Consider the following 24,299-nt stretch of genomic DNA (forward strand, 5'->3'; position numbering starts at 1 on the left):
ATTAGAATGATTCTGTCCTACTGCAAGGGGAGGTTCTGTAGCTCTTCAAGCTGATTTCTATTTAGAATGTCCATCACTTCTTCAGTTGAGAGGTCATCGAGTGGTTTATATGTTCGTTTTTCGTCCATATATCTCATCCTATCCTTGAAGCTGAATAAATTCTCCTTTACAGTTCACTTCAACTCCTGTCCGTTAGAATAACGAAAAAAGCAACCGATCAATAATAGGCTGCCTTCTTTCTTTGATGCTATTAAACTATCGTCTCCCGTTAGTTGAACTAGCCTCACCAATGTTTTAACACTTAAATATATATAGCAGTTCTTATCTTACTAAGTAGCTATGCGAGCCACGGTCTCGAATTCAAAAAACAACATTTAATTTTCCATGTAGCATAAAGAGTACATTTCATAATTAATAAACAATAGCTTATCCCCTACCAATCCATAATTTCATATTTTGAATAATCAAAGGGAAAGGAGACGACTCAAATATGAAAATCCCAATGTCACTCTGTAGCCGATTAGCAACAATTTTAGGTGGTAAAGGAATGTCTGACGGTAAAAGTTGTTCAATTACGATCGATAGAAAACTGAACGCCAAAGTTCTTGGAAGAAATTATCAAACCGAACACGAAGTCACCATTCAATCGCTTAAAAATGGTAAAACACTAAACACGGCGGAAATCACCTTATTACAATCTGAAGTTCAACGTTTTAATGATGCCGCTAGAAAACGTAATTTTAAAGTAACTGCAATTCACAACCATTGGTTATTTGATAAGCCTAGACTGATGTATCTTCATCTTGAAATCATTGAAAATCCTATTGTATTCGCTCGAAAATTAAGATCAGCTTTAAATGTTCTGAAAAAGTAAACAAGTTGCTAGGCGTTCGGATTTAGTCTGAACGCCTCTTTTTTTTCGATCAGATAAATTAACCTTAACCTCTGCGCGATATACATTTCATTTAACTTTGCATTTCAGAATGCGAAACTGTTATACCGGAGACTTTTGGGTTCTTCCGCTATTGATTAACCAAAGATGAACAAAATACTCGATCACGGCTAAAAGTGCACCAATCAAAACAGCGCCTAAAAAGGTTACATATGCAGTAGTGAACCAGTTTGAAATAAAATACACAATAAGCACGGTAGCTGCAAAATCCATTAAGGTGCTAACCCACAATGTTCCCTTTTTTAGAAGAATGTACTCCATGAGTACTCCCACGATTGCTAAGATCAACCCTACGGTAACGGGCTGATAATAACCACTATATTCTATACCTGGAATTAACCAGGCAGACAAAATCATACCAATGGGACATATAAAAATTTTCAGTAATAAACTGGACATTTAACTCTCTCCTAATTCGTTATGGTATAAGTTTCCGTTTTTGACCTCATCATTATGATTGTGCTGGGGTAGTAATTGATAGTCATTATTTGACTAATAAATTGTTTTAATGCATTATTGACAAATTACGAAGCCTTATCAGGTTGTATTTTTAAAAAAACTAACAATCCTGCTAGGGCGTCAACTACGCTCATGACACCAAAATACCCATAAATCCTATCCATTTCATTCGTTGTTTACTTTTTCCAATTATTTTACCTCCGATAAAGGAAGCGGTACACAATACCGCAAGTGGAATCGCAAGCACTAATCCTTTGGTGACCCCGTTTACGTGATATTTACTTTCTAATTCTTCCGACAAGTAAAAAAGTATTTAGGAAACCGTGAATAGAATTACTTTTTTAGTATTTCTACCTTAGGGCCTTAAATTCAGGAAGGAATTTATATTCTTGATGTACTGAACCTTCGTATAGAACAGCCTCTATCACGATCTTTTACTTTAAACTGTTCAACAAAACTAGGGCTTCAAAACGACTTTAATACAATTGTCTTCTCGATTATTAAAGATCTTATAAGCATGATCCGCTTGATCTAGTGGCAAACGGTGCGTAATTATATCTTTTGGATCAAAGACGCCTGATGTAATTTTATTGAGTAGCTCTGGCATGTAATGTATCACGGGGGCTTGTCCCATCTTTAAAGTAATATTTCTTGCGAAAAAAGCCCCGAGCGGGAACAAGTTGTAGTTTCCTCCATAGACTCCGGTAATCTGTACCGTTCCGCATTTACGAACTGCTTTCGTAGAGATTTGAATGGGACCAAGTGTTCCGCCCTGCAACTTCAATTTTTGCTCTATATATTCGAGTGGTGATTTTTTGCCGTCCATACCAACACAGTCAATGATAACGTCGGCTCCTCCGCTCGTTATTTCCTTTAAATATTCCCCCATATCATCGTGTTGTGTAAAATCAAAGGTTTCAACATGATTTAATCGTTTTGCATGATGAAGCCTATATTGTAAATAATCTACTGCTATGACTCTTTTTGCTCCCTTCATCCACGCGAATTTCTGTGCCATCAGTCCAACAGGCCCGCATCCCAATACGATCACGGTGTCCCCTGATTTTACACCTGCATGATCAACGCTCCAATATGCTGTTGGAAGTACATCCGACAAGAAGAGTAAAGATTCATCTTCGAGTTCACAGGAAGGCGGAATCACGAAAGGTGTAAAATTCCCATAAGGCACTCGCAAAAATTGTGCTTGTCCCCCTGGATAATTACCGAACTTCTCTGAGTATCCGAAGTAACCTCCTGAATCATAATGTGGATTGCTATGATCGCATTGGCTCTCCATATTATGTTTGCAATAGTGGCATTCACCGCACGATACGTTGAAAGGGAGAACAACTCTATCCCCTTTTTGGACCTTAGTAACCTCAGGACCAACTTCTTCTACAATTCCCATCGGCTCATGTCCAATGATATAATCTTTTGGTAACGGGAAGTTCCCTTGATATAAGTGTAAATCCGAACCACATATCGCTGTCGATGTAATTCGCACTAAGATGTCGTCTCTTTTCTCTATGGTTGGATCCGGAACTTCTTTGACAACAATTTCTTTAGGACCCTGGTATGTAACAGCTTTCATAAATAATGCACCCCATTGTATTGGTATTTATCTTACTTTGTAAGAAACAACGTAATAATATACTCTCCTTTTATTGCATTATTTAACATGTGTATTTTCACTTTGCTTCAACCACTCTAATTATGGATTTAAAATTAAGAGGAGGTAACAAAAATGCCGTATCAATCTACTCAACAAATTAAAAACACAATTCAACAGCTAATTCATCAAACGGAGCAGGCAAGTCAGAATTACCAACGCTTGCTGCAACAGGAACAGCAAAATGCTCAGCAGTTAGAACAATTGGCTCAACGCGAAAGACAAGCAGCCAATACGATTCAAACGGCCCTTCAAGGACATCAGGTTGCTATCCAGCAACTACAATCAATGATCCAAGTCTGTAACCAACTCGAGAGTAACTCTAATAATTTCATGAATAACAACACACATATCGGATATAACCAGAACTATGCAGCTCAAACACATACAGGTTTCGGTTTCAATAACCAATTTTCTGATCATCGTTAAATCAAACAAAAAGAAGCCCTGTTGTTTCAGGGCTTTTTATCTGTACTTTGACTTACATTGATAAAGCTCGATGTGCATTTTGTACATCAGTTGCAAGCAATTCTATGCCGAAATCATCCATATTAGAAAAAAGCCTCGGATCACTCCAAAGTCATAATTTAGTACAATATTTAACATTTATTTTTTTTATTCTTCATGTTATTTTATTTAAGAAGATAGTTTCTTTCTTCATAACCTTTTATTCTTCTCCAGATGTTAATTCATCTGGAGTTTTTTAATCTAAATTTTGATTAATCTAATCAACGTTGTGTTGATTCACTTTACCTCGTCGCTGTCACATTGAACCAGAACAGAATTACCATTGTTAATATAATTATTACTTAGCTCTAATCTGTTATCGGCTTACAACTAATCCATTTAACTCCGTATCCTAACCACACCAAACTGAATAGGTTGAATGACCTCAGTTGAAGGATCAAATGTGATTAATATATACACCCCAAACTCCTTACCTTCTTTGCTTCTCAGCCATAGCTTGAATTTCTCTACTTTTTTGGCGTGAGTTCAGTACGACCAATGTGCTTATAATCAATTATGTCTGCTTTATATCGTTTTTGTGTTTCTTTTACTACCACTGTACCCCATTTTGCGTATTCAGGCGCCGCTTCCAACGAAACAGTAGAAGTAATAAACAGTGCTATTAGGCATTTCATCAATCTTTTTATAAGACAAACCTCGTTTTTAAACTATTCTGCCGGTTACCTTCAATGAAAACAGCAGCTGATCGTTTGACCAGCTGCTGCCTATCCCTTCTCTTAAAGCACACGAACAGCACACTTGAGGATTATTCAGTGGTAGTAAGGTTTATTGTTCTTCTGGTCTTTTGATTTGTAAAGGGGGAGGAATAAGCCAACCTTTTTCTTTATTCATTTGTAGAATACGACCACCTAATGCAGTTTTGGTGAGATGATATTTGGCAAATAAAGCGCCAATGTCTTCTCTAATGGATTGCCCCATGACTGTACTACAAGCAACAATACCCATAGATGTATCAGCAGCGATTTTTGCTGCGATTTCTGGGTCAGTGAATCTTGCGCCAATAGGAATATCTTCAAGGTTGGCTGGGGGTCTAACAGGTAATACAGGTGCAGGCGCAATTCCGTTATCAGTCAGTAATTTATCGCATTCTTTGATTTCCAACTCTGCTTGATTGATAAGATCTTCCAAGATTTTTTTAAGATCTTTATCACCAGCATGATAAGAGAATGCTTGGTAGCAAGATACAGAGCCGCGCGCTGCTACAGAAGCCATCCATACATTATAGATTTCACCAAAGTGCATTGGTTCATCTTTTGGATTTCCACTTAGAATACCCATTTATCTAACTCCTTTTTTTGTAATATACATTCTGACTAGGGGTGAGGAGATACACAACGATATTATCGACAACCACGAAACGTTATGTACCACAATATAATAACCTAAAAAAATTTAAGTATTCATATGTTGAATAAGCTAGGGAGGGGAAAGCCAGATGGGATTAAAGCAAAAAACCGGATTATGTGAGAATATAATCCGGGTACAATTTAAGATAATAGAACGTACAACAACTCACGAAATCACTTGTTAATTTTGCTCACCGAACAATACCATTGGGAATATTGTTCGGTGTTATAAACACAAAACAAATATCTAGAACATGACATCATTTATTGTTTTGTGACAACTATATGATACCCAATTTCAATTGAAATTATCATGATAGCAGGAAGTAGTGGGTTGGCTAGTGACAGAAAGACGGCTTTATATAAGATGGCTAATTCATGCTTCTTCGAAAGAAATATGGAATTTCTACACTTCTTCGAATCAAAACCAGCATTTTAGTTGAACCACAAAAAAAATGCGTGGAGACATTTAAGTTCCATGCATTTTTTATGAAAATCAGCATTGTAGATGGAGGACCCGCATCTTTTATATGCAAAAAGGAGGACTATGTTAAAACACAAGCCTCGCAATCTTTTCAGGAGGCAATCCTAAATTATTTTATCACGTTTTTACTTCTCAAAGTGGTTAATTGCTCGAATTGCTCTGGCAATGTCTGGAAGACTGTTAGCCAACGCATCTTCAGCACGTTCAAGATTCCCACGGGCAACAAATCGCTTCGCTGCTTTCAAATCCCGAATTGCTCCGTTGATCGCTAAAGTGCAGCTATTGCACGATGGGGCGGGGGCCGTCGCTCTCATTTAGAGTCCTCCTTTTGATTTGATTCTTCCTTTTCTTATATGACCTACCCTCGTTTTCCGCTCCGATCACCGCTTACTCAGTTTGCGCTCAGCGCGATTAATTCCACGAATTGCCTTGGCGATGTCAGGAAGGCTATTTGCAATCGCATTTTCAGCACGTTCAAATCGCTTTTGTGAAAGAAAGCGCTTTGCTGCTTGCAAATCCTTAATTGCACCATTGATTGCTGTGACTTCGGGAGTGGGGGGAGGGGGAAAGATATCCTTTACGGATACTGCCCTCTTGTTCTTTTTACATGAACACGCCATGAAATCTGCACCTCCTTCTTTTCGTTAACAGTAGATGCAGATTACAGGAATTTGGAATGGACGAAGTACATGTAGACAGCTTAAATTCGGTACATCTTTTTTCCTTTTGCCATCCTCCATTTCTTTTCATCTTATACTCGATATCAAAAGCGTTTTTTCACTTACGTGATACGAACCTTGGCAAGTGAAGTTAGACTAGCATATATTGCTTGACAAAGGAGGTGATACTATGCATTCTAAAAACAGTAAAAAAGTTAAAACACGCAAAGATAGTGTGATCATTTCGCAGCCAAGACCACCGTTTTGCTTCGAGTGTTCACAGTATGCCCAGACTGCAATCAATGGCGCTATAAAGGATTTACGAGCAGCAAAGCGATTTCTTTCCCTTGGGAGATTTGAGCGGGCTGAAACTGCTCTAGCTAATAGTCTCCCTGACATTGCCAAAGCAATTCGTAACATTAACCGTATAGAACGCCATTAGAAAAAGACGGTTTGCTTACTTATGGTAAACTGTCTTTTAAAAGGAGGTTTTTGACAATCATACCTCCATTAAGAATAATCCTCCCATTAGTATAGCTCCTCCCCCTAGGGACGTCTTTCGACGCCCCACAAGCAGTTTAGATCAAAAATTTCGCCTCACTTGTAGTGATGCAGATATAACTTTCTTATAAAAATTAGCGGGCTTCCGAAGCCTACTCGAAAATTGAAATTCAACTATCCTACCCGTTAGCGCAACGCGGCTGCCGATCGATGCCGGAAGCCGCGTTTTTGTATATTTATTAAGAGCCTAGCACCGTCACTCCACCTCTTCAGACGAGCACGAAGTACAGCAATTACTCTAGTTGCCGAACGAGAAAATGCACCCGCAAATCCTTTAATCTTTTTGGACTACTCGTTCGTTCTTCTTTTATCTAATATCTCATTTACCGGCTATATACGTTCTTATTTTAACTTAAGCTTAAATCGTTTGAATTATGAGAAAGGTACCATCGATATTATCTTTTACAAAATCTTCAAGACGCCGTAAAGGGTGCAGATTTCCCCTGCACCCTGGTTTACTACACTAAATAGTGGAACTAGTCCTGTTTATCTTGTTCATTTCCATTATTATCAACGGTATCGCCTACTTTATTACCCAGCGAAGCACCTACAATACCACCTACAACGGTTCCCACAGGACCCAAAGCTGAACCGACTACAGCCCCCATGGCACCACCACCCACTGCTCCTACTGCCTCCCCGGCACCTACATCAGAATCATCGTTTCGGTTACGGTCGTTGTTTTTAGCCATTTCTTTCACTCCTCATTTTGTGATATGCAACGCTGCTTAGCCTGCGTAACATCCCAAAACAAAGCTTTCCCTAACCTATATAAAACGATTCACCTTGATTCTAATTACTATTTCAACAGATCAAAAATGCATGGGCGCGGAGTTCATGCATTTTTGATGGCTACATATACGGTTTTCTATGCTTCGAAGGGGAGACCCATTTTTAATATATGCGATCAATAGATGATTGCTACAAAAGAATATATTCCTCTAAAAAGGATAAATTAGTGTGGTATGTGCAATAAGGAGGTGGATGTAGTGACAGTCGGTTCACAAGTAAAGACAACATTAGCAAGCCTGAAAAGCGCACAAGCCTGTCTAGAATCATTTGCGCTTGAGACCCAAAACCAAGAAGCTAAAACCATGTTCGAGAATGCGGCAAAAACAACACAAAGCATTGTAGATCAAGTATCATCTCGCGTACAGCAATTAGAGAATGAAGAACCGCAATTTAAAGGGTTTTAATTGTAAGCGTGATACAAATCAAAACACCTTCAAGTGGAATCTACTATGTCGTAAGATATAAGGACAATCTTGGAGGTGTTTTTGCCGTTGCAGCAAGAGTGAGTTATTCAAAAGAAATAAAGATGAAAACTATTGAGATGAAATTGGCTAGTGTTCCAGTGAAAGAGGTAATAGAGCGGTTCACTGCGTATGATATTAAACTATCCTGCCCGTTAGTTGAGAAAAAGCAACCTATCACATAGCAATGGATTGCCTGATTATTAATATCGAACACATTAGTTTTATTTTTTTTAATGAGCAAATAAAGTGCCGCGTTAGAGCAGCTCCTATGCACATGTTACCCGTTAGCATACCTTCTTGAAACAATTCGACAAAGTTGCACACTAATTTCTATAACAAAGGGAACCAAACAAACTACAAATACATATAGATGCCTATCGAGTTTTTATGACTATGTACTTGTTCGGTGCAGCTGTCGAGTCAATGCTGAACTTTTTTAGAAAACAACTTCTCTATCTTCCATGAACAGGATGCAAACATTTCCGCAAGCTTATGCTGCGAGGGAGGTAAGTAATTTGCCGTTTAAACCACATCCCAATAATACTGCTATTGTAATCACAGACCCACAAAATGACTTTATGAGTCCTGGGGGAAGAGGCTATCATCTGACTAAAGGAACTATTGAACGAAACAATACTATACAAAACCTTGAACTATTAATGAGAACTGCCATGAATAAGGGATATAAACTTTTCATATCGCCCCATTATTTATACCCTCATGATTATGGCTGGCAATTTACAGGAAATGAACAAAAGATGCTATTAGGTCTTAAAATGTATCAAGTGGCAAATGCGTACACACCACCGTCATTTGGAGCTGATTTTGTTCATTCTTTCAAACCTTATATTTTTGATAGAAGAACCGTCATTGCAACGCCTCACAAGGTTGCCAGCCCACAAACAAATGACTTGGAATATCAGTTACGACAACATAGAAAAGAGAAGATAATTATTGCAGGGGTGCTTTCCAACGTTTGTGTAGAGTCACATATGAGGCATCTAATCGAAACTGGTTTTGAAACAGCTGTTGTATACGATGCCACGGCAACAATTAGTGAAGAGGATTTTCAAGCTGCCGTTACCAATTATAAAGCATTTGCCAGTGCTACTTGGACGACACAGGAGGCTATTTCAAACTTATAAATCAGTATCCCCAATGGTAATTTCCTATACAACTTGTCCGAACTGTCACCAAGTGGTTGCTTGGTCAGAATAAGGGCTTGAAATAACGGATGAATTTAGATAGCACAACCCCCTCTAATCTGTTCGGAGGCTTATTCTTGCTTTGCACAAACATAAAGGAGCCATTTCCATTTCTTAAACTATACTCTGCATTAGTCATCAATCCTATCTCTCTAATGTGGATTATATATTTTTAGAATATCCATCAACACAGAAAGTGTTAAAAAGTCCAATAAGTATTGAACTACCCTACCTATACTTCAATGAAAACGGCGACTGATCATCTTGTCGGCTGCTGACAAGATGATCATATCGAGAATGTAATAAAGTTCTTATCATTAATGGTCCAGTTCTATGGAGTCTATATGCTTAAAATGGCTTCCTTACAACTTTGATGATGCGAGCACCACCGCGAATAAGTCTATTTGCTTGTTCACGGTTGATTCTTACTAGTACAGAAACATCAGTCGCATTTTCAACGTCAAATACCGAAAAAATTCGACCATTAGCGAACAGTACGCCTTTTAACTCTACTTTCTTAGTACGACTCGGTTTTGGAGGAGTTTTTTTAAATATCGTACGCATGACACCTGCTTTTATGAGACTTGCTGCTTGTTTTGCAGTCGTTCGAACACCGAATACCGGATCAATTTCAACTCCAGGTGCTTTTGCCTCCACCTCAACAATTAGAAAAAAACGATTCCCAATCTTTGCAATACTATTCGCTCCAATGGTTATCGGCGGTGTTTTTTTCGCCAAATTATATCACTCCCTCGAACTATCATATGGAGGGCATAATGTATTGGACCTAGACAATCGCCCAAGTATCATAAATTCTCGATCAGACCGTATTGCTGCATTAACCTGCACGTTTCTTCAGTTATTTCTTCTCTTTTTTCCAATCGAGCAAATCAATAATAATTTCCATTCAACATCCACATTTGTCCCCTTCATCCCCACGTCGTCCAACGTATTATGGTTACAAATATCAGAAGGAGGAACGATGATATGGCAGTAGTTCAAAATCACACCGTATCTAATCGCATTTCACTGGCAACTTTTGATAAAAATTGGAAAAGACTAGGTGTGTCGGATGGGCATGTAGTTTACCTTTCAACTGCGAACAAAGCAACTATTGAACTCCTTGTGAGTGGTATGAAACAAACAATAAAAAGAACGTTCACGAAAGGTTCAAGGATAATTGTTGTAAATGGGACATTCCACTTTCCACCCCATACACGAATGTAGAGAACGGCTTCCTTAAAAGTAATCATCAAGTTCACGGTAATCGAAAGCCAGGTACCATTCACTAAGAATGGAGTACTGGCTTTTGTTTGTTCCACTATTCTGCCCGTTAGCGTAGCGAGGCTGCCAAACGTTGCAGTATAGAACTAGTTCTTTATTGTTGCTTGGCCGAAGTCATGAAAGAAACACCCGACTACAATAGAGTGGGTGTTCCTATCCTCACTTGCCCTTCAACCACTGAAACGGTGTCGTATTGAAAAAAAGGTTCGGATTGACCTGCACATTATGCGCCCAAAAGGTGAAGTGCAGATGCGGACCTGTCGAGAAGCCTGTGGTGCCTACGAGACCGATGATATCACCCTGCTTCACCCGATCGCCCGCTTTTACGCGTAGTTCGGAGAGATGGGCATACTGCGAGAAAAGCCCCATTCCATGGTCGATGTAAACAGAATTTCCGGTTAGATACATGCTTTCGGCCAGTACGACTATACCGTCGTTGGTCGCTTTGATCGGGGTGCCTTCCTTCGCAGCCAGATCAATAGCCATATGGGCTCTGTCGTACTTCCCGTTCACATAACGGGTGTATCCATAAGGTGTCGTCAAGATCCCTTCAACCGGCTGGACGAAAGGGCTGTTAAAAAGAAACTCCGGCTCCGACTTGCTGCGTGCAAGATCGATTTTCTTATGATCTGCCTGAATCCGCTGCGTATCCTGACGCATGCTCTCCATTTGCTGTGTTACTTTCAGGTATTGTGTCTCGAACTTCTTCGCGTGAATCGTCAGCGTTTGATCGCCGATCGAATACTTCCCAGGCTTAGCCTCAATGGTTAAGGGAAGATAGGTGAAGTAACCGTCTCCAAAAGGCTCCAGGGTATACGTTTTACCCAACCACTCAACCTTCCCCGGCTTGTTATGGCGAACAAGGACGACATCTCCTGGTGCAGATGTTTCCGGCAGGAGTGTCCACTCCGAGTGGATTACGGATTTGGCGATATCGGCTGAAGCGTACATAGCCGCCTCCTTTTTCATACGAAGAAGCCGATCTTTCTCTTCGATCATGCTTGCACGAATGCCCGGTGTGACCTCATTGCTCCAGGTTTGTCCTCCATCTGCCGTCACCAATAATGGAGTCTGCAGCTCCTTTATATCCTCAACGAGTGCCCACCCGATCCGGTCCGTCAGAAATTGTGATTGTTTGACAAGAAATGCTTTAGATCCAACCGTTAGTGTGTCAGGCTGTGGATGCTTGCGCAAGTCAAGTAGTCCGAGCGTCACTGCATCTGCGACCACATTACCCTCAGTCGGATCGTTCGTCATACTTGCTTCCGCCTCCTGCCAATGCCCGCCTCCATCATCCGTCTTCACCACGCCGTCTTTATATCTCACCCAGCCATGTTCGAAGTCAAACATATGAAAATCAAGTACATTTTGATGGATAAGCTCCGCTGATTTCTGGTACATGGCATCCGCAGGATGTCCCTCTTTCTGATTAAGCGTTGGTGTCAATCCCGACAGATGTCTTCCGTTGTACACGACGATACCAACCGCCAATGAGCAGAAGCTCATTAGTAGCAGCCAATACTTCGGCGAGTAAAGCAGTGAAGATCGGCGCTCGTGACGAATCTTTTGCGGTTTCATACAGACATACTTCCCTTCACATGAGAGTATTAATGGTATCATCTTCTCCTAATCCAATTTTTAAGAGTCATGCTCCAATTCTATCATATAAGTAAATTCATGGTAATTTAACTATGCTGCCCCTTTAGCGGAACGAGGCTACCGATTCATGCTGGTAGCCTCGTCCTTTTTGTTTATTGTATTATCGTGTCCCTTTAGTTCAACACCCAAACTACATATTCAGCCCCGTGCCAAAGGGATAAAAAAACGAAGATATCTGCTCGATATTTCAATGGCAGATGTCTTTTTGGTTTTTTAAGGTTCGGCTTGGATGAGAAGCGTTAGTTCTTCAGTGGCCCTATTACCGAACAGCGCATTGTCACCGTTTTGTTAAAATTATAGCCCTATTGAGTCATGCTAAAAAAAGAATACAGACTAGGGTCCAGTGGCCGCCCCAACGATAGGCGAGTCTCTCTACCGAACCACAGACAGATGATTTGTTCATCTTAATTAGTTAAATTTATGGGTAAGCAATCTATCTTGAAGGAGTGAAGCAAGTGAAAACTGTATTACGCATTATTATCTATCTCATCGTTTTTGTCGTCGTCGTAGGGGGGATAGGCGCGGTCGGGTCCGTCAATACGATGAATGCCGGAATGTCGGTTTACGATAAAGCCCCCCTGCATTGACGGATTTGCAGGTACCGAAATATGACTCTAACAAACCGACGGTAGCCGTGCTTCTGGCGAACGAAGTGACAGAAGTGTTCGATTTTCTCGTCCCATACGAGATGTTTGCGATGACTGAAGCTTACAATGTATATGGCGTTGCCCCCGATCGCGAAATTAAATCACTAACCGGTGGACTCGATGTCGTCCCACATTATTCGTTTGACGAAATGGATGCGATGCTCGGCAAAAGCCCGGACATTATCGTCATTCCGTTTATGCCGATTTTGGATGAGAATAAATATGTGCCTGTCCGTGAATGGATTCGGAAGCACTCGGATGCCAAGACGACATTGATCTCCATTTGTAACGGGGCTGAAAACCTAGCGGATACCGGCTTGCTGAATGGTAAATCGGCCGCGACGCACTGGGGAGACATTAACAGGCTCATTAAAAAATATCCGAATATCCAGTGGGTGAATGACCGGCGCTACGTCCCACAAGGCAATATCGTATCTTCTGCCGGTCTGACATCGGGGATCGACGCTACACTATACGTCATCTCCAAGCAACTGGGCGAGGCGGCAGCGAAGAAAGTGGCGAAAGAGATGAACTATCCCTCTTTCGAGTACGTGACAAACCCGCAAATGAAACCGTTCGTTGCCGGGTTGAGCGATATAACGTACGTACTGAACAACGCTTATCAATGGAACAAAGTAAAGGCGGGCGTGCTGCTATATAACGGCGCCGATGAACTGGATTTGTCCGCCGCATTCGATACGTACGCCGCTTCCGGTACGACGACGACGTTAACAGTTTCTAGCGCGAACCAACCAATCGTAACGAAGCACGGCCTAAACCTAGTCGCGCGTTATCAGATAAAAAACGTGCCGAAGCTAGAGAAAATGATTGTCGTCGGTGCCGATGCCGAATCTGCAGCCGACGAAGACATCAACCAATGGAAGAACAGCGGCTACAGCACGAAACTGCTGTTCCTACACCGCGACGCGGCGGATCGGTTTGCAATGGATCCCGCATTCGAGGACTTGGCCGAGCAAGAGGATATCCAGACGGCGAAATTTGCCGCCAAGCGGCTCGAATATCGCGCCACCGACCACCTGAAGTTGGAAGGTAGCTCCTTCTCTTTTGAAGCGTTTGGCGTACCGGTTTTACTCGGCGTCTTGTCCTTAATCATCGCTTTTTTCATCAATCGTCGCTTCATCCGTAGGAAATAGAAATCGTCTGCAGATGATGAGCGTCTCGAGGGATGATTGAGTTTGTAAGACTCTGCTATATCGGGATAATCGACAATAATTCACTAATAACTAGACACGATAGAACAACGACAACAGGCTACCGGCTGAACGGTAGCCTGTTCCGCAACTATCCTGCCCGTTAGTTTAACGAGAAAAGCAACCGATCGATAATCGGCTGCCTTCTTGTTGCTTTTAAACTATAGTACCCGTTAGTACAAAAAATTAAAATATTGTCGGTACCAATCCACCGTCCATGCGGATCGGAGAACCTTTGAAGGCGGAGGCCATCGGGCTGCAGACGAAAGCAGTCAATCGGCCGATCTCCGCAGGTCTTATAAACCTTTGGATTTCGGATTGAGGCAGGTTCTTCGTCATAAAGTCTTTTTCTTTAGCCTCAAATGTCATCTCTTCGTTCAAATAAATGCTCTCGATGATCTGCTGCACGTTCTCAGAGAGGGTTGGTCCCGGCAGGATCGTGTTCACGGTAACCTCCGCTCCGCGGGTCAGCTTGGACAAGCTCTTAGACAACGACAACAGCATGGATTTGGTCACGCCGTATTGAGGCATCTGTCCAGAAGGCATGACGGCTTCCTCGCTCGCAATAAAGATAATGCGGCCGTATTCGCGGTTTAGCATAGAAGGCAAATAAAACTTGGTTAAGCCGTTAGCCGCGAGAACGTTCGTGCGGAAGTACTTCTCCCATACGGCATCGTCTACGTCGTTGTAGGACATGATCTCATAGATGCCCATGCTATTGACGAGAATATCGACGTGGGGGAACTTCGCGATTAGAGCTTCTCTTTGCCTCGCATCGACGAGATCGGCCGTTGCATTCCGAGGTTCCGTCTCCGGGAACATCGCTTGGATCTCCGCGACCGTGTGCTCTACGTCATCGTTGTTCCGACCATTTATGAGAACGTGAACGCCTTCTCTGGCAAGTTCAAGGGCAATCGCTTTTCCTATGCCTCTGGATGATCCCGTTACTAGAGCAGTCTTATTCTTCAATCCCATATCCATCTGTCTGCACTCCTTATGTCTAGGATAGAGATAATGATACTTAATTTCGCCTACTCGGTAACTAGCGAGGAGCGCCAATTCTCTTGCGCGACGCGCCAATTAGCGGGAGTCTCCCCTTCCCATGAGCGGAACGCGCGATAGAACGAATTCTGGTCCTCGTAGCCGACGAGAAAAGCGACCTCTTTGATCTCCAACGACGGGTCTGCCAAGTAAGCGAGGGCCTGCTCGTGCCTGGTTTGCGTCAGCAACTGCTTGAAGCTTGCGCCTTCGTCCGTCAGCCTGCGCTGTAAGGTACGATCGCTCATCCCCAGCTCGGAGGCTACGGTTTGAATGTCGATTCGCCCTCTCGTTAGGCATCGAGACAAGATCCACTTCACTTTATCGCTCATGGTGAGCTGGCTCTGTCGTTCATCCAGCGTACGTTCCAAAGCGGGAGTTAGAATCTCGAGAAGTTCTTCGTTGTACGACACGAAAGGACGGTCCAGATCGTCGCGATTCAACGTTAGCCGATTGCGGTCCGCCCTCGTCCGAACGCGGCAACCGAAATAACCTTCAAGGGCTTGAACGTCGCCCATGGGGTGTATGAATTCAACAGAGCGAGCTGTCAGATGACGGCCGGTACCCCGGCGCCCTAGCTCAAGCAGGTAGGCGAGCGTGATGCCGATAAGCACCGGCGGTCCGGGTTTCTCGCTATGCTGACACTCCAATTCAATTGAGCATTGCTCGCCTTCTTCCCGAATTTGCAAGTTTTCCGGAGGGCACATTTGCTTATAGCGCGCCATTCGGTTCAGCGCGTCCCGGTAGTCGCGAGCGTGGAAGGTCGCCAGGGCGGCCGGCGGATACTGAGCCGTCTTGTACGCGGTCGCAAGCTTGACAATTCCCGTAGCGGTGTCTCCGACTTGTTCAGAAAAGGCTTGCCAGATCGAGTAATATTGGGCAGTCGTGACGAACGGTTCGTTGATGACGGTTAGCGGTAGACGGGCTTGGCGCGCTACGTCAAGTGGTTCTACCCCTATTCCTCTCAGGCTTGTCCAGAAGCCTGACGCGATCTTGATACGGTCTGCGGAAGGAGCGTTCATGGCTGTCAACCTCCAAGGATAATGTCCATTGCAAATGGTCCACGGAGCCCGTGGACCATTGTTTCTTCTGATTATAGCTTAACCGTCAAGCAGCGTCATCTGTTCAATCATTTAACGCGTGCCATGAACAACATTCTTGGGGCTGACCTGATCGATTCGTTCAAGGGCCTCCTTCGTAAGAAGGACATCCGCCGCGGCTGCGTTTTCCTCTAGATACTTGATGCATTTCGTTCCCAGGATCGGCAGCACCCCATTCCCGTAAGTTTAATCGACATTTCGCGCTTGGGATTTATCCTTGTTTTCCAACTCCATAAGAAAGGATCTAGATAGACTAATTATTTGTTCTTTATAAATATCTAGCTTTTTCAACTTCTCCTTCAATGCATCTTGATTCCAAACTTATATTCAATCGGGAGTGGAATATCTAGCATTTCAGATAAATACCCATCAAAATCATAGGGAATAAAATCATATCCCGAAAAGTATAAACCTGATAATTCACGACATCCTTGATTGACTGGAATTGCTTCGTTTATGATGTCTCTTAATACTCTTCTAATTCTTTCATATGTTATTTCCTCAGAATATGTTTTTAACCATACTTCTTTTAATAAACTTTTCAAATTGTTCTTCGCATCTTTTTGTCTAAAATTAAAAGTTATTAGTTCATTAAAAAATGGGCTGGTTTTATCAGAGTCATAATTAGAGATTATATTGTAAAACCACGTTTCGATCTCAAAGAAAGAAATATCATCGTATATGAATCGATATACTTGCTCTGAAATATCGCGACCAGTATTCTGCAAAATGTTCTCCCCCAGAATGAAAATTATTGAGGATTAACTAATTTAGGAAAGAACTATTCGTTAAGCTATAGTGCCCCGTCAGTTGAAGAAATTAGGCACTTCGACTCGCTGCTGCTGTCACGTTATGATCTACCGATGGGGTACCCAACTACAACTTTTTTGCCCACTTTGTCATAAATAAAGTTCCCTCCTAGGTTCTCAGACAAAAAACGCAACGGCACAAAGATACGACCATCTTTTAAGGTTACTTGCGCATCCAGGTTCACTTTCTTTCCGTTAATAGTTGCTTCCTGCGCCCCGACACTTATCTGTATGCTCACTTGGTTGACCTTGTTAATAATATTGACTGTCTTCGATATGTAATCGAAGGTATAAATAAACTGAGTTGGATCATCAAATGCACGCAATGGCACTAGTGTGCGGCCCTTCACCACTAGCACATTTTCCTGTTGTTCCCCATTCACATAAACGTTAAGCGGTGTTACCGGCACTGCGGCGAATAACAGTATGTGCGCAGCTACAATAACCGTCATTATAAATGCGGAAATAAGAAACAATTTTCTCACTATAATTCCTCGATTCATATCTAATCTTCATACAACCAAGTCGGATTCATAATTAAAAAATGAATTGTACGTAAATCAACTTTTTCTAGGAGGACCTCCTCCTTCAATTCTTTGTGCTTCTTCCATCATTTCATTTACAACTGTACGACTATTGTTTGTGATTAGATGACTATCTGGTTGTGTTTCATGTATTTTCTTATCCATGGAATAACACCGCCACTATAAAAGATTCAGCAACTTCATTATACCATATATTGGAGCCCATATTCGTTGAATCGCTTCTACGCGAAGTCGGTCTATTGAAGTAACTACACGATTTTGAACTATCCTGCCCGTTGCTTCAACGAAGAAGGGAGCAGTTGCCACGGCGATCTGCTCCCTGTCTAATTCAACTATCGTTTCCCTGTTAACTAAATTTAATAGTCTGAATACACATATACCAAGTTCCCGTCTGTATCATAATATTCAAACCATCTCCCACATCCATCATCAGACTGTTCATTAGTTCTCACCCAATTGTTCCTAAACACAGAATAAGGCAACTAACTTGCGATGTTTAGTTTACACTTCTCCCAACATCCGAGTTTAAACACTTTTTTAAATTTGTAATTTTGTTGATATTTACTTTCTACGTGCTGATAGGGATCGTAATGTTTTGGCTTATCCGGACTGGGGAAGCATCCCGATACATTTCAATTTCATATGTTTCCTGCTTGGGAGCGAAAACCCGTACTTCATAGTAATCGTCCTGTTCGCTTCTCACTCGTGCTTCCCCGGAATCTATCCCAATGCCTTTATCGAAACGCTCCTGCATTTCGTGATTTGAAATTCCGTTGCTTCCGGCTTGCATTGCAAACAAAATGCCCAAACGCTTGTTATGATTGGAACTTTCCTTTTTAATTTTCAATCTCAAATAGCCTTTTTTGTAACCCGCCCCGGTTATCGTTAACTCTTGGTCTTTAAAGCGGACTTTCTTCGGATAAGATTCGTCTAACGTAAGGGTAAACGATCCGCCTGGGCTCTTTTCCGTTAACAACACTTGATCCAAGTGTAGCGTAAGAGATTTCACTGACTCGTCGAAGTAAGGGGACCCGGTAAACGTAAGCTTATTGCCATTCATCCGTTAAATACGGGGCTGTCCCGGAAAAGATGGTGAATATCCAGCGACATGACGCATTTCAGTAGTTCGGCCCCCCTCTCTTTTTTCAATACTGCTTCCAGCGGTGTTTTGTGTACGTCAGGAAGCTCTAGCTCGTCGATATTTCCCGAAACATTGGCGTGCCGGGACCTTTGTCTGACCAGATCCAATGCACGACAGGCCGCCAAATGATTGAACCAGGATTTGAAATTTCTTATTTTTTTCCTTTGATAATGGCTTGATAAGCTTCGTTCAGCGTGTTCTGTACTGCATCCTCAGCCAAGTGATTTGAGCGTAAAATAGCAGCGGATGTGCTATAAACTCGGCTCAGTAGAGGTTCCACCAGCTTGAAAAAAGCATCTTTATCGCCTTTCCGGCACAACTCAAACAATCGTTCTTCACTTTCCATTCTTTCAACTCCCAATAGTACTATACTATATAGGCGAACAGAGTGGAGGTTCGGTTCAGTGTTTGCGCAAAAAAACAGAAACGGCTCTTATGACCGTTCCTGCTTCCTGCACATGGTGGTTATTACTGGAGCTTAACCTTCATCTCCAGCTCGTTCAAAAACGTAACGGGCGTCATTCGCTTGGTCATCACCTGAAGCGGCACTTTGCGGTCAACCGCCGGGAATTCAAGCTCGTAGTGGTAAACGCCGTTTTTCACGCTGATCAATTCCTTGCGGCTGTAATCCATGGCCTTCCCATTTTCCAGAAGCCATGTTCCGACGTTTTGAATTGAGGCCGTCTTCCCTTCGATCGACAACGTAAGAACGGTCCGTTTCTTTTCGAATTTAACGTCCGTTACAGTCATGGTGCCGATCTTGCCTTGATCCAACTTAACCGGATAATTGTCCGATAGTTTCGCCGTTACGCTGGCTTTGTCCGAATACTTTGTACTTTTATCATCATAATTGCCTCCTACATAGGGCAAGATGATAAGTTCCTTCGGTTTGCCTTTTAAGGCGCCCAGTTTCTCTTTATAATAACGGTCAAACGTGCCGTCCGGCTTTTCTCGTCCTTTGTCTTCCGCCTGAATCCGATCGTAAATCCATCCGTTGCTGTCCATGACGAGATAGTTCATGATCATCAAATTGCGGTCAATTTCTGGATCCAGAGTCTCGGGCATGATCCGTGAAATGAGATATTCCGTCGACTGCGGCGTGGTCGTTAAAGATTCCAGTTCAAATACGGCTCCCCCGTATTCTTTTGTTATTGCCGGATTCAGCTTGAAGCCGGAGCTCACGGCACTTTGCCCGGCTTCCACTTGGGAAGCCGCTTGAACGGCATGCGACGACCAAGTTCCTCCGATTAATAACGCTGCACTTAATAATGCGATGGTTGTTTTTTTCATGATCATTTCCTCCTTTATCTGATGAGACGAAATACACATCTTGCTGCGCTTAGGAAGCGGACCGGGCCCGGAAAAGATGCGCTTGTTTCTTACACTATATAGGCGAAACAAAATGATATGAGGTTCATTTGTGAGGGATTAGTACCTGGTATGTGGAAGAATAAAACGGGTATTTCACTTGATATGCATAAAAAGAAACGGCCCTTGGGACCGTTTCTTCTTCCTCCGATATTTCAAATGATGCCTATAGCGGTAGCTTAACCCTCATCTCCAGTTCGTTCAAAAACGTAACGGGTGTCATACGCTTGGTCATCACTTTCAGCGGCAATTTACGGTCAACCGCTGAGAATTCAAGCTCGTAATGGTATACGCCGTTTTTCACGCTGATCAATTCCTTACGGCTGTAATCCATGGCCTTTCCATTTGCTACAAGCCATGTTACAACACTCTGAATCGAAGCCGTCTCCCCTTTGATCGACAACGTAAGAATAGTCCGCTTCTTCTCAAATTTTACGCCCGTTACGGTCATGGTGCCGATCTTCCCTTGATCCAGGGTCACCGGAAATTTATTCGTCAGCTTGGCCGTCACGTCATCTTTTCCCGCCGACTTTATGCTTGTACCTCCCACATAGGGCTTAAGAATGAGTTCCTTCGGTTTGCCCTTTAATGGCCACAGTTTCTCTTTATAATAACGGTCGAACGTGCCATCCGGCTTTTCGCGCATTTTGTCTTCCGCCTGAATACGGTCGTAAATCCATCCGTTGCTGTCCATGACGAGATAGTTCATTTCCATTATATTGCGGTCAATTTCTGGATCCAGAGTCTCGGGCATGTTCCGTGAAATGAGATATTCCGTCGACTGCGGCGTGGTCGTTAAAGATTCCAGTTCAAATACGGCTCCCCCGTATTCTTTTGTTATTGCCGGATTCATCTTGAAGCCGGAGCTCACGGCGCTTTGGTCAGCTTCCGATTTGGAAGCCGCCTGAATAGCTGGTGACGATAAGGCTCCTCCCAACAATAACGCTGCGCTTAATATCGCAATGGTCGTTTTTTTCATCATCATTTCCCCCTTATTTGATGAAACAGATACACATCTAGGCCCCGTTATATATTCGCACACCGGGATGATGTATTTTTTTGTTTCTACACTATAGGCGAAGAAAATAATTAGAAGGTTCATATATGCAACCAACGACATGGTAAAAAATGAAATCGTATTGACGACTTTACCATTGAACTTGCCAAAAAAGTTAAGCTATCCTGCCCGTTAAATCAATGAAAATGGCAGCTGATCGTTTGGCCAGCTGCCTCTATATCGTAATTCAACTATCGTGTCCCGTTAGCGCAACGACTTACTCTGTTGAATTTCGTGTTCCCCAACATAAAGTGGCATCAGAGAAGGCGGATCGTACCTTATCGCGGCCTTTAAACGACAAAATGGTGCCGATAGCCATAGCCCCATAGCCGCAACGAAATAATGAGCCTAATCCGACAGTGCCCGCATGATGTTGGATTTCGCCTCTGCCACAATCGCTTCATTCCCGTCATCGACCGCTTGCATTAAGATCAGTATGGGGATGTATACCGCGATCAGCCGCGCCAGCAGCTTCGTTTCCTCGTCCGCTCCTCCGTACGTTTCGAAAAACACGCCGCGAGCGTAAGGTGGTAAAAAGCTATAAGCAACGCTCAAATCGCAAGCCGGATGGCCTACGCTCAGATCGCCCCAATCAATGATGCCGGAAACGATCCCGTTCTCATTCACAAGCATATTTTTGAAATGAAGATCGCCATGTAGCAGTGCATTCACCGCCTCGACACGGTCCTTTTGCAGCCTGCTAATATACGCTTCGATCACACCGGACTCCTCCGGCGACAAGTGTTCAACCACCTTCGATAGAAAGCCCTCCAATTTCACTTTGCGCGATGCTATGTCCGTCAAGTTTCGATGATCTTGCTGAACTCCGCACTTCAGCGCCGCCTGCACCGGAAACTCATGCAATCTCCGCAAAAATTTCGCCAGCGTCTCTGCCGATAAAGCCCGGCGTTCTTCCGTCAAACCGATTGGGAAATCTCCTGGCACGTAGGCATAGCCAAGAAATGGTGCCGGGTATTCGTCACTTGCTTCGCCATAAAACAACGGTTTCGGATAGGGGATGGTCATATATGCCTCCAGCTTCGGCAGCAGCTTCCCTTCCATACGAATCGAGCCAACTGCAATCGTTCTTCTTGGAAACCGGAACACGTACTCGTCACCGATGAGAAAAACCGTATTGTCCCAGCCCCAGCCCAATCGCTTCACTTGCTTCGATGACAGCTGAGGGAATTGTCTGCCGATCAGCGTCCGCGCCTGCTCTTCGTTAACCTCCCACTCCGCATCCCATACATTCGTTCCTCCCATGAATTGTCTGCCTCCTCGTTCCTTACGTTATTTAGATGTTTACATTCCCTGGAAGTTACGCATAACTGACCGTTAGTTAAACAGGCTGCCGATCCATGCCAGCAGCCGCGTTTGAGTTATTTATTAAGCTATAGTGTCCCGTTAGCGTAATGAACACTACAATTAGTTTATATCGCCAACATAGCAAAGACTTGGTTTATTTCCGCTGGCGATTCTAAGTAATTGAGGGGCTAACTGCTTTGGATAAAACCGTAATTTTTCTAATTGATCAACCACAACCCATTCTATCCCGATCTGGTCTGGATCTGGATTTGGGGGAGTTAGAGGTATATCATTCTCGGACTGTATACTGCATAGAAAAATAGGGCTGACTATGTGTATATTTTTATTAGCTTCTGCATTCTCATGATTGGCTCCAATAAACTCTCTAAGGAATAATAACTCGTCAACGTTGACTGTTATACCAACCTCTTCGAATACTTCTCGGCACACAGCTTGCTCTATTGTTTCTCCAAACTCTTGTTTGCCACCTGGAAGGATGTAAGATACATCCCCGTCATCATCCTTTTTTTTGATAGTTAAAATCTTATTATTTTTTATAATGACAGCTTGAACACCCACGCTAACCTTCATCGCTCTCCTCCTAATTTCTTCTTAGTTGTAAACACTTCGTGGCAAATACATAAATTCCTTCGTAAGTCCTTATCCCCCTGTTTGTTGAGCATGTCAGCCTGTTATTTATATGAAAACTGCAGCTGATCATTTGACCAACTGCCTCAATATCGTAATTCAACTATCGTGTCCCGTTAGCTTAATGACTTGTGGCAACGGATCCCTGTATCATTTGATGAGTCTATGCCAACAAAATAGGACGAATAAGAGATCCGGATCCATTTTTGATTTTCAATGGAAGTGCTATAAAAATCCCCTAGAACACAATTTCAATCCATGCAAGATTTCTCAGCAGCCGATATTTCCGCTATTTGCTTCTTATTTTCTTTTAGGTTTTAATGATATACCTGTACTAAAAGCGGGATGGTTACCATCTCTATCAGATGTAATAATTTCCACTCCATCACGTCCGATACAGATAGCTATTCCCGCCATTGGGAAACTCAACTTTGTGGATGGTATTTTCAGTTCATTAATGCATCGAAAGTTTTACTTTCAGATTTCTGACACGCGCTTACAAGAACGGTGAACAATAACAAAATCAAAGCTTTTCCGATCCGTACCATAAGTGCTTGCCCCCTTAGACCATATCCTTTTGAATTTGACTTTTATTCGAGTTCACCTGTGAGTTTGTTTTTTTAATGATTGATGAAAACCCGCGTAGAAGAAATGCTGTATTGCTTTTCCGGAATCGCTCTGACGGAGAGCTTTCTTTTATTAATATGACAATAGATGACATAATTGAGATCTATAATGGGTGGTAGATTAACGAAAGGAGCAACAAATCATGAAGCGAAAAATAATTTTAGATTTAGCTGTTACTTTAGATGGGTTTATTGAAGGAAAACATGGTGAAGTTGATTGGTGCATTATGGACTCTGAGATGGGGTTTAATCATTTTCTAAATCAAATTGATACCATTTTGTATGGAAGAAAAAGCTATGATTTATGGGGACAATTTACTCCGGAACTTGAACATGCTGATTCTGAAAGAGAATTCTGGGAATTGGTTCATAGTAAAGAGAAATTTGTGTTTTCCAGGACGAAAAAGGGGACGGATAATAAAGCAATATTCATAAATGATAGTATTCTTGAAAAAGTAAATGAATTAAAGAATAAGCCTGGTAAAGACATCTGGCTATATGGTGGAGCAAGTCTTATTACAACTTTTATCAATTTAGGACTTGTTGATGAATTTAGATTATCTGTTCACCCTGTTGTTTTGGGAGAAGGAAAACCGCTGTTTGTGGATATAAAACAGAGATTGAATTTAAAAATCGTTAATACAAAAACGTTCTCCTCAGGTGTGGTACAACTAATTTATCATTTAGATGGGAACTAATCATATTGCACATTCCTATTATAAAATCGTTAGTTTCAGACTAC

General features: G+C 42.4%; 30 protein-coding genes and 2 pseudogenes. 10 read left to right on the top strand and 22 right to left on the bottom strand.

The genetic code is table 11. From position 1 onward, the window contains the following. Positions 1 to 490: 490 nt before the first annotated feature. The gene (locus GCU39_RS15220) at positions 491 to 874 is read left to right on the top strand and encodes a DUF1259 domain-containing protein (protein WP_152394298.1); all 384 of its coding nucleotides are present in this window, start codon (positions 491 to 493) and stop codon (positions 872 to 874) included. Positions 875 to 994: 120 nt separating this feature from the next. On the opposite strand, the gene GCU39_RS15225 is transcribed toward GCU39_RS15220, so the two are convergent. The 3 genes and pseudogenes from GCU39_RS15225 to GCU39_RS15230 all read right to left on the bottom strand — a co-directional run bounded on the left by GCU39_RS15225 (position 995) and on the right by GCU39_RS15230 (position 3,002). Next, positions 995 to 1,351, bottom strand: coding sequence for a hypothetical protein (locus tag GCU39_RS15225; RefSeq protein ID WP_152394299.1), 357 nt, complete (start codon positions 1,349 to 1,351; stop codon positions 995 to 997). A gap of 196 nt (positions 1,352 to 1,547) precedes the next feature. After that, a pseudogene (locus tag GCU39_RS32545) lies at positions 1,548 to 1,724 on the bottom strand (MFS transporter); the annotation flags it as partial. Positions 1,725 to 1,868: 144 nt separating this feature from the next. Further along, positions 1,869 to 3,002 (bottom strand): zinc-dependent alcohol dehydrogenase, encoded by a 1,134-nt coding sequence (locus tag GCU39_RS15230; protein WP_152394300.1) that lies wholly within the window; start codon positions 3,000 to 3,002, stop codon positions 1,869 to 1,871. Between the two features lie 153 nt (positions 3,003 to 3,155). On the opposite strand from GCU39_RS15230, the gene GCU39_RS15235 reads away from it, so the two are divergent. After that, positions 3,156 to 3,509: a hypothetical protein gene (locus tag GCU39_RS15235; RefSeq protein WP_152394301.1), complete on the top strand. Its 354-nt coding sequence runs from the start codon at positions 3,156 to 3,158 to the stop codon at positions 3,507 to 3,509. 417 nt (positions 3,510 to 3,926) lie between these two features. Here GCU39_RS15235 and GCU39_RS32290 read toward each other — a convergent pair whose 3' ends face one another. The 5 genes from GCU39_RS32290 to GCU39_RS15255 all read right to left on the bottom strand — a co-directional run bounded on the left by GCU39_RS32290 (position 3,927) and on the right by GCU39_RS15255 (position 6,058). Next, entirely contained in the window at positions 3,927 to 4,037 is a 111-nt protein-coding gene (locus GCU39_RS32290; RefSeq protein ID WP_265333545.1) for a YqzG/YhdC family protein, read from the bottom strand. Positions 4,038 to 4,054: 17 nt separating this feature from the next. Next, positions 4,055 to 4,222, bottom strand: coding sequence for a YqzG/YhdC family protein (locus GCU39_RS32295; protein ID WP_265333546.1), 168 nt, complete (start codon positions 4,220 to 4,222; stop codon positions 4,055 to 4,057). Between the two features lie 151 nt (positions 4,223 to 4,373). Then, positions 4,374 to 4,886, bottom strand: a complete 513-nt coding sequence (locus GCU39_RS15245) for a DUF3231 family protein (protein ID WP_152394302.1) — start codon at positions 4,884 to 4,886, stop codon at positions 4,374 to 4,376. 677 nt (positions 4,887 to 5,563) lie between these two features. Then, positions 5,564 to 5,752, bottom strand: coding sequence for a hypothetical protein (locus GCU39_RS31550; RefSeq protein WP_193726943.1), 189 nt, complete (start codon positions 5,750 to 5,752; stop codon positions 5,564 to 5,566). A 66-nt stretch (positions 5,753 to 5,818) separates the two neighbouring features. After that, complete coding sequence (locus tag GCU39_RS15255; protein WP_152394303.1) at positions 5,819 to 6,058, bottom strand: hypothetical protein; 240 nt, start codon at positions 6,056 to 6,058, stop codon at positions 5,819 to 5,821. Positions 6,059 to 6,287: 229 nt separating this feature from the next. Here GCU39_RS15255 and GCU39_RS15260 point away from each other — a divergent pair, with 229 nt between their 5' ends. Then, entirely contained in the window at positions 6,288 to 6,539 is a 252-nt protein-coding gene (locus GCU39_RS15260) for a hypothetical protein (RefSeq protein ID WP_152394304.1), read from the top strand. 595 nt (positions 6,540 to 7,134) lie between these two features. Here the strand turns inward: GCU39_RS15260 and GCU39_RS15265 are convergent. Next, positions 7,135 to 7,350 (bottom strand): glycine zipper domain-containing protein, encoded by a 216-nt coding sequence (locus GCU39_RS15265; RefSeq protein WP_152394305.1) that lies wholly within the window; start codon positions 7,348 to 7,350, stop codon positions 7,135 to 7,137. Between the two features lie 297 nt (positions 7,351 to 7,647). Between GCU39_RS15265 and GCU39_RS15270 the strand changes: the two genes are divergently transcribed. The 3 genes from GCU39_RS15270 to GCU39_RS15280 all read left to right on the top strand — a co-directional run bounded on the left by GCU39_RS15270 (position 7,648) and on the right by GCU39_RS15280 (position 9,059). Continuing rightward, the gene (locus GCU39_RS15270) at positions 7,648 to 7,854 is read left to right on the top strand and encodes a DUF1657 domain-containing protein (RefSeq protein ID WP_152394306.1); all 207 of its coding nucleotides are present in this window, start codon (positions 7,648 to 7,650) and stop codon (positions 7,852 to 7,854) included. A gap of 8 nt (positions 7,855 to 7,862) precedes the next feature. After that, positions 7,863 to 8,096, top strand: coding sequence for a hypothetical protein (locus GCU39_RS15275; protein ID WP_152394307.1), 234 nt, complete (start codon positions 7,863 to 7,865; stop codon positions 8,094 to 8,096). Between the two features lie 333 nt (positions 8,097 to 8,429). Then, positions 8,430 to 9,059, top strand: a complete 630-nt coding sequence (locus GCU39_RS15280; RefSeq protein ID WP_152397261.1) for a cysteine hydrolase family protein — start codon at positions 8,430 to 8,432, stop codon at positions 9,057 to 9,059. A gap of 408 nt (positions 9,060 to 9,467) precedes the next feature. Here the strand turns inward: GCU39_RS15280 and GCU39_RS15285 are convergent, their stop codons facing one another. Continuing rightward, entirely contained in the window at positions 9,468 to 9,857 is a 390-nt protein-coding gene (locus GCU39_RS15285; protein WP_152394308.1) for a hypothetical protein, read from the bottom strand. A 249-nt stretch (positions 9,858 to 10,106) separates the two neighbouring features. Here GCU39_RS15285 and GCU39_RS15290 point away from each other — a divergent pair, with 249 nt between their 5' ends. After that, positions 10,107 to 10,346 (top strand): hypothetical protein, encoded by a 240-nt coding sequence (locus GCU39_RS15290; protein WP_152394309.1) that lies wholly within the window; start codon positions 10,107 to 10,109, stop codon positions 10,344 to 10,346. 216 nt (positions 10,347 to 10,562) lie between these two features. Here the strand turns inward: GCU39_RS15290 and GCU39_RS15295 are convergent, their stop codons facing one another. Next, a complete protein-coding gene (locus tag GCU39_RS15295; protein ID WP_227793590.1) occupies positions 10,563 to 11,981 on the bottom strand; it encodes a M23 family metallopeptidase in 1,419 nt (472 codons plus the stop codon). 536 nt (positions 11,982 to 12,517) lie between these two features. On the opposite strand from GCU39_RS15295, the pseudogene GCU39_RS15300 reads away from it, so the two are divergent. Then, positions 12,518 to 13,863: pseudogene (locus GCU39_RS15300) on the top strand (DJ-1/PfpI family protein). Between the two features lie 243 nt (positions 13,864 to 14,106). Here the strand turns inward: GCU39_RS15300 and GCU39_RS15305 are convergent. Next, complete coding sequence (locus tag GCU39_RS15305) at positions 14,107 to 14,901, bottom strand: SDR family NAD(P)-dependent oxidoreductase (protein WP_152394310.1); 795 nt, start codon at positions 14,899 to 14,901, stop codon at positions 14,107 to 14,109. 50 nt (positions 14,902 to 14,951) lie between these two features. Then, positions 14,952 to 15,980, bottom strand: a complete 1,029-nt coding sequence (locus GCU39_RS15310) for a helix-turn-helix transcriptional regulator (protein ID WP_152394311.1) — start codon at positions 15,978 to 15,980, stop codon at positions 14,952 to 14,954. Between the two features lie 21 nt (positions 15,981 to 16,001). Between GCU39_RS15310 and GCU39_RS31555 the strand changes: the two genes are divergently transcribed. Next, entirely contained in the window at positions 16,002 to 16,193 is a 192-nt protein-coding gene (locus GCU39_RS31555; RefSeq protein ID WP_193726944.1) for a hypothetical protein, read from the top strand. A 164-nt stretch (positions 16,194 to 16,357) separates the two neighbouring features. On the opposite strand, the gene GCU39_RS15320 is transcribed toward GCU39_RS31555, so the two are convergent. The 9 genes from GCU39_RS15320 to GCU39_RS15355 form a co-directional block, all read right to left on the bottom strand. Next, a complete protein-coding gene (locus GCU39_RS15320) occupies positions 16,358 to 16,786 on the bottom strand; it encodes a hypothetical protein (RefSeq protein WP_152394312.1) in 429 nt (142 codons plus the stop codon). 122 nt (positions 16,787 to 16,908) lie between these two features. Continuing rightward, positions 16,909 to 17,319: a copper amine oxidase N-terminal domain-containing protein gene (locus GCU39_RS15325; protein ID WP_193726945.1), complete on the bottom strand. Its 411-nt coding sequence runs from the start codon at positions 17,317 to 17,319 to the stop codon at positions 16,909 to 16,911. Positions 17,320 to 17,427: 108 nt separating this feature from the next. Beyond that, complete coding sequence (locus GCU39_RS32300) at positions 17,428 to 17,556, bottom strand: hypothetical protein (protein ID WP_265333527.1); 129 nt, start codon at positions 17,554 to 17,556, stop codon at positions 17,428 to 17,430. Positions 17,557 to 17,980: 424 nt separating this feature from the next. Further along, positions 17,981 to 18,400, bottom strand: coding sequence for a hypothetical protein (locus tag GCU39_RS15330; RefSeq protein ID WP_152394314.1), 420 nt, complete (start codon positions 18,398 to 18,400; stop codon positions 17,981 to 17,983). A gap of 304 nt (positions 18,401 to 18,704) precedes the next feature. Continuing rightward, entirely contained in the window at positions 18,705 to 18,899 is a 195-nt protein-coding gene (locus GCU39_RS15335) for an RNA polymerase sigma factor (protein ID WP_152394315.1), read from the bottom strand. A 122-nt stretch (positions 18,900 to 19,021) separates the two neighbouring features. Further along, positions 19,022 to 19,843, bottom strand: coding sequence for a DUF5643 domain-containing protein (locus GCU39_RS15340; protein ID WP_152394316.1), 822 nt, complete (start codon positions 19,841 to 19,843; stop codon positions 19,022 to 19,024). A gap of 244 nt (positions 19,844 to 20,087) precedes the next feature. Continuing rightward, on the bottom strand, positions 20,088 to 20,906 hold the full coding sequence (locus GCU39_RS15345; protein ID WP_152394317.1) for a DUF5643 domain-containing protein: 819 nt from the start codon (positions 20,904 to 20,906) through the stop codon (positions 20,088 to 20,090). 420 nt (positions 20,907 to 21,326) lie between these two features. Then, positions 21,327 to 22,241, bottom strand: coding sequence for a phosphotransferase (locus GCU39_RS15350; RefSeq protein ID WP_152394318.1), 915 nt, complete (start codon positions 22,239 to 22,241; stop codon positions 21,327 to 21,329). 162 nt (positions 22,242 to 22,403) lie between these two features. Next, positions 22,404 to 22,874, bottom strand: coding sequence for an NUDIX domain-containing protein (locus tag GCU39_RS15355; protein WP_152394319.1), 471 nt, complete (start codon positions 22,872 to 22,874; stop codon positions 22,404 to 22,406). A gap of 826 nt (positions 22,875 to 23,700) precedes the next feature. Here GCU39_RS15355 and GCU39_RS15360 point away from each other — a divergent pair. Further along, the gene (locus GCU39_RS15360; protein ID WP_152394320.1) at positions 23,701 to 24,255 is read left to right on the top strand and encodes a dihydrofolate reductase family protein; all 555 of its coding nucleotides are present in this window, start codon (positions 23,701 to 23,703) and stop codon (positions 24,253 to 24,255) included. Positions 24,256 to 24,299: the final 44 nt, after the last annotated feature.

The sequence above is a fragment of the Paenibacillus guangzhouensis genome (genome assembly GCF_009363075.1).
Classification (GTDB): domain Bacteria; phylum Bacillota; class Bacilli; order Paenibacillales; family Paenibacillaceae; genus Paenibacillus_K; species Paenibacillus_K guangzhouensis.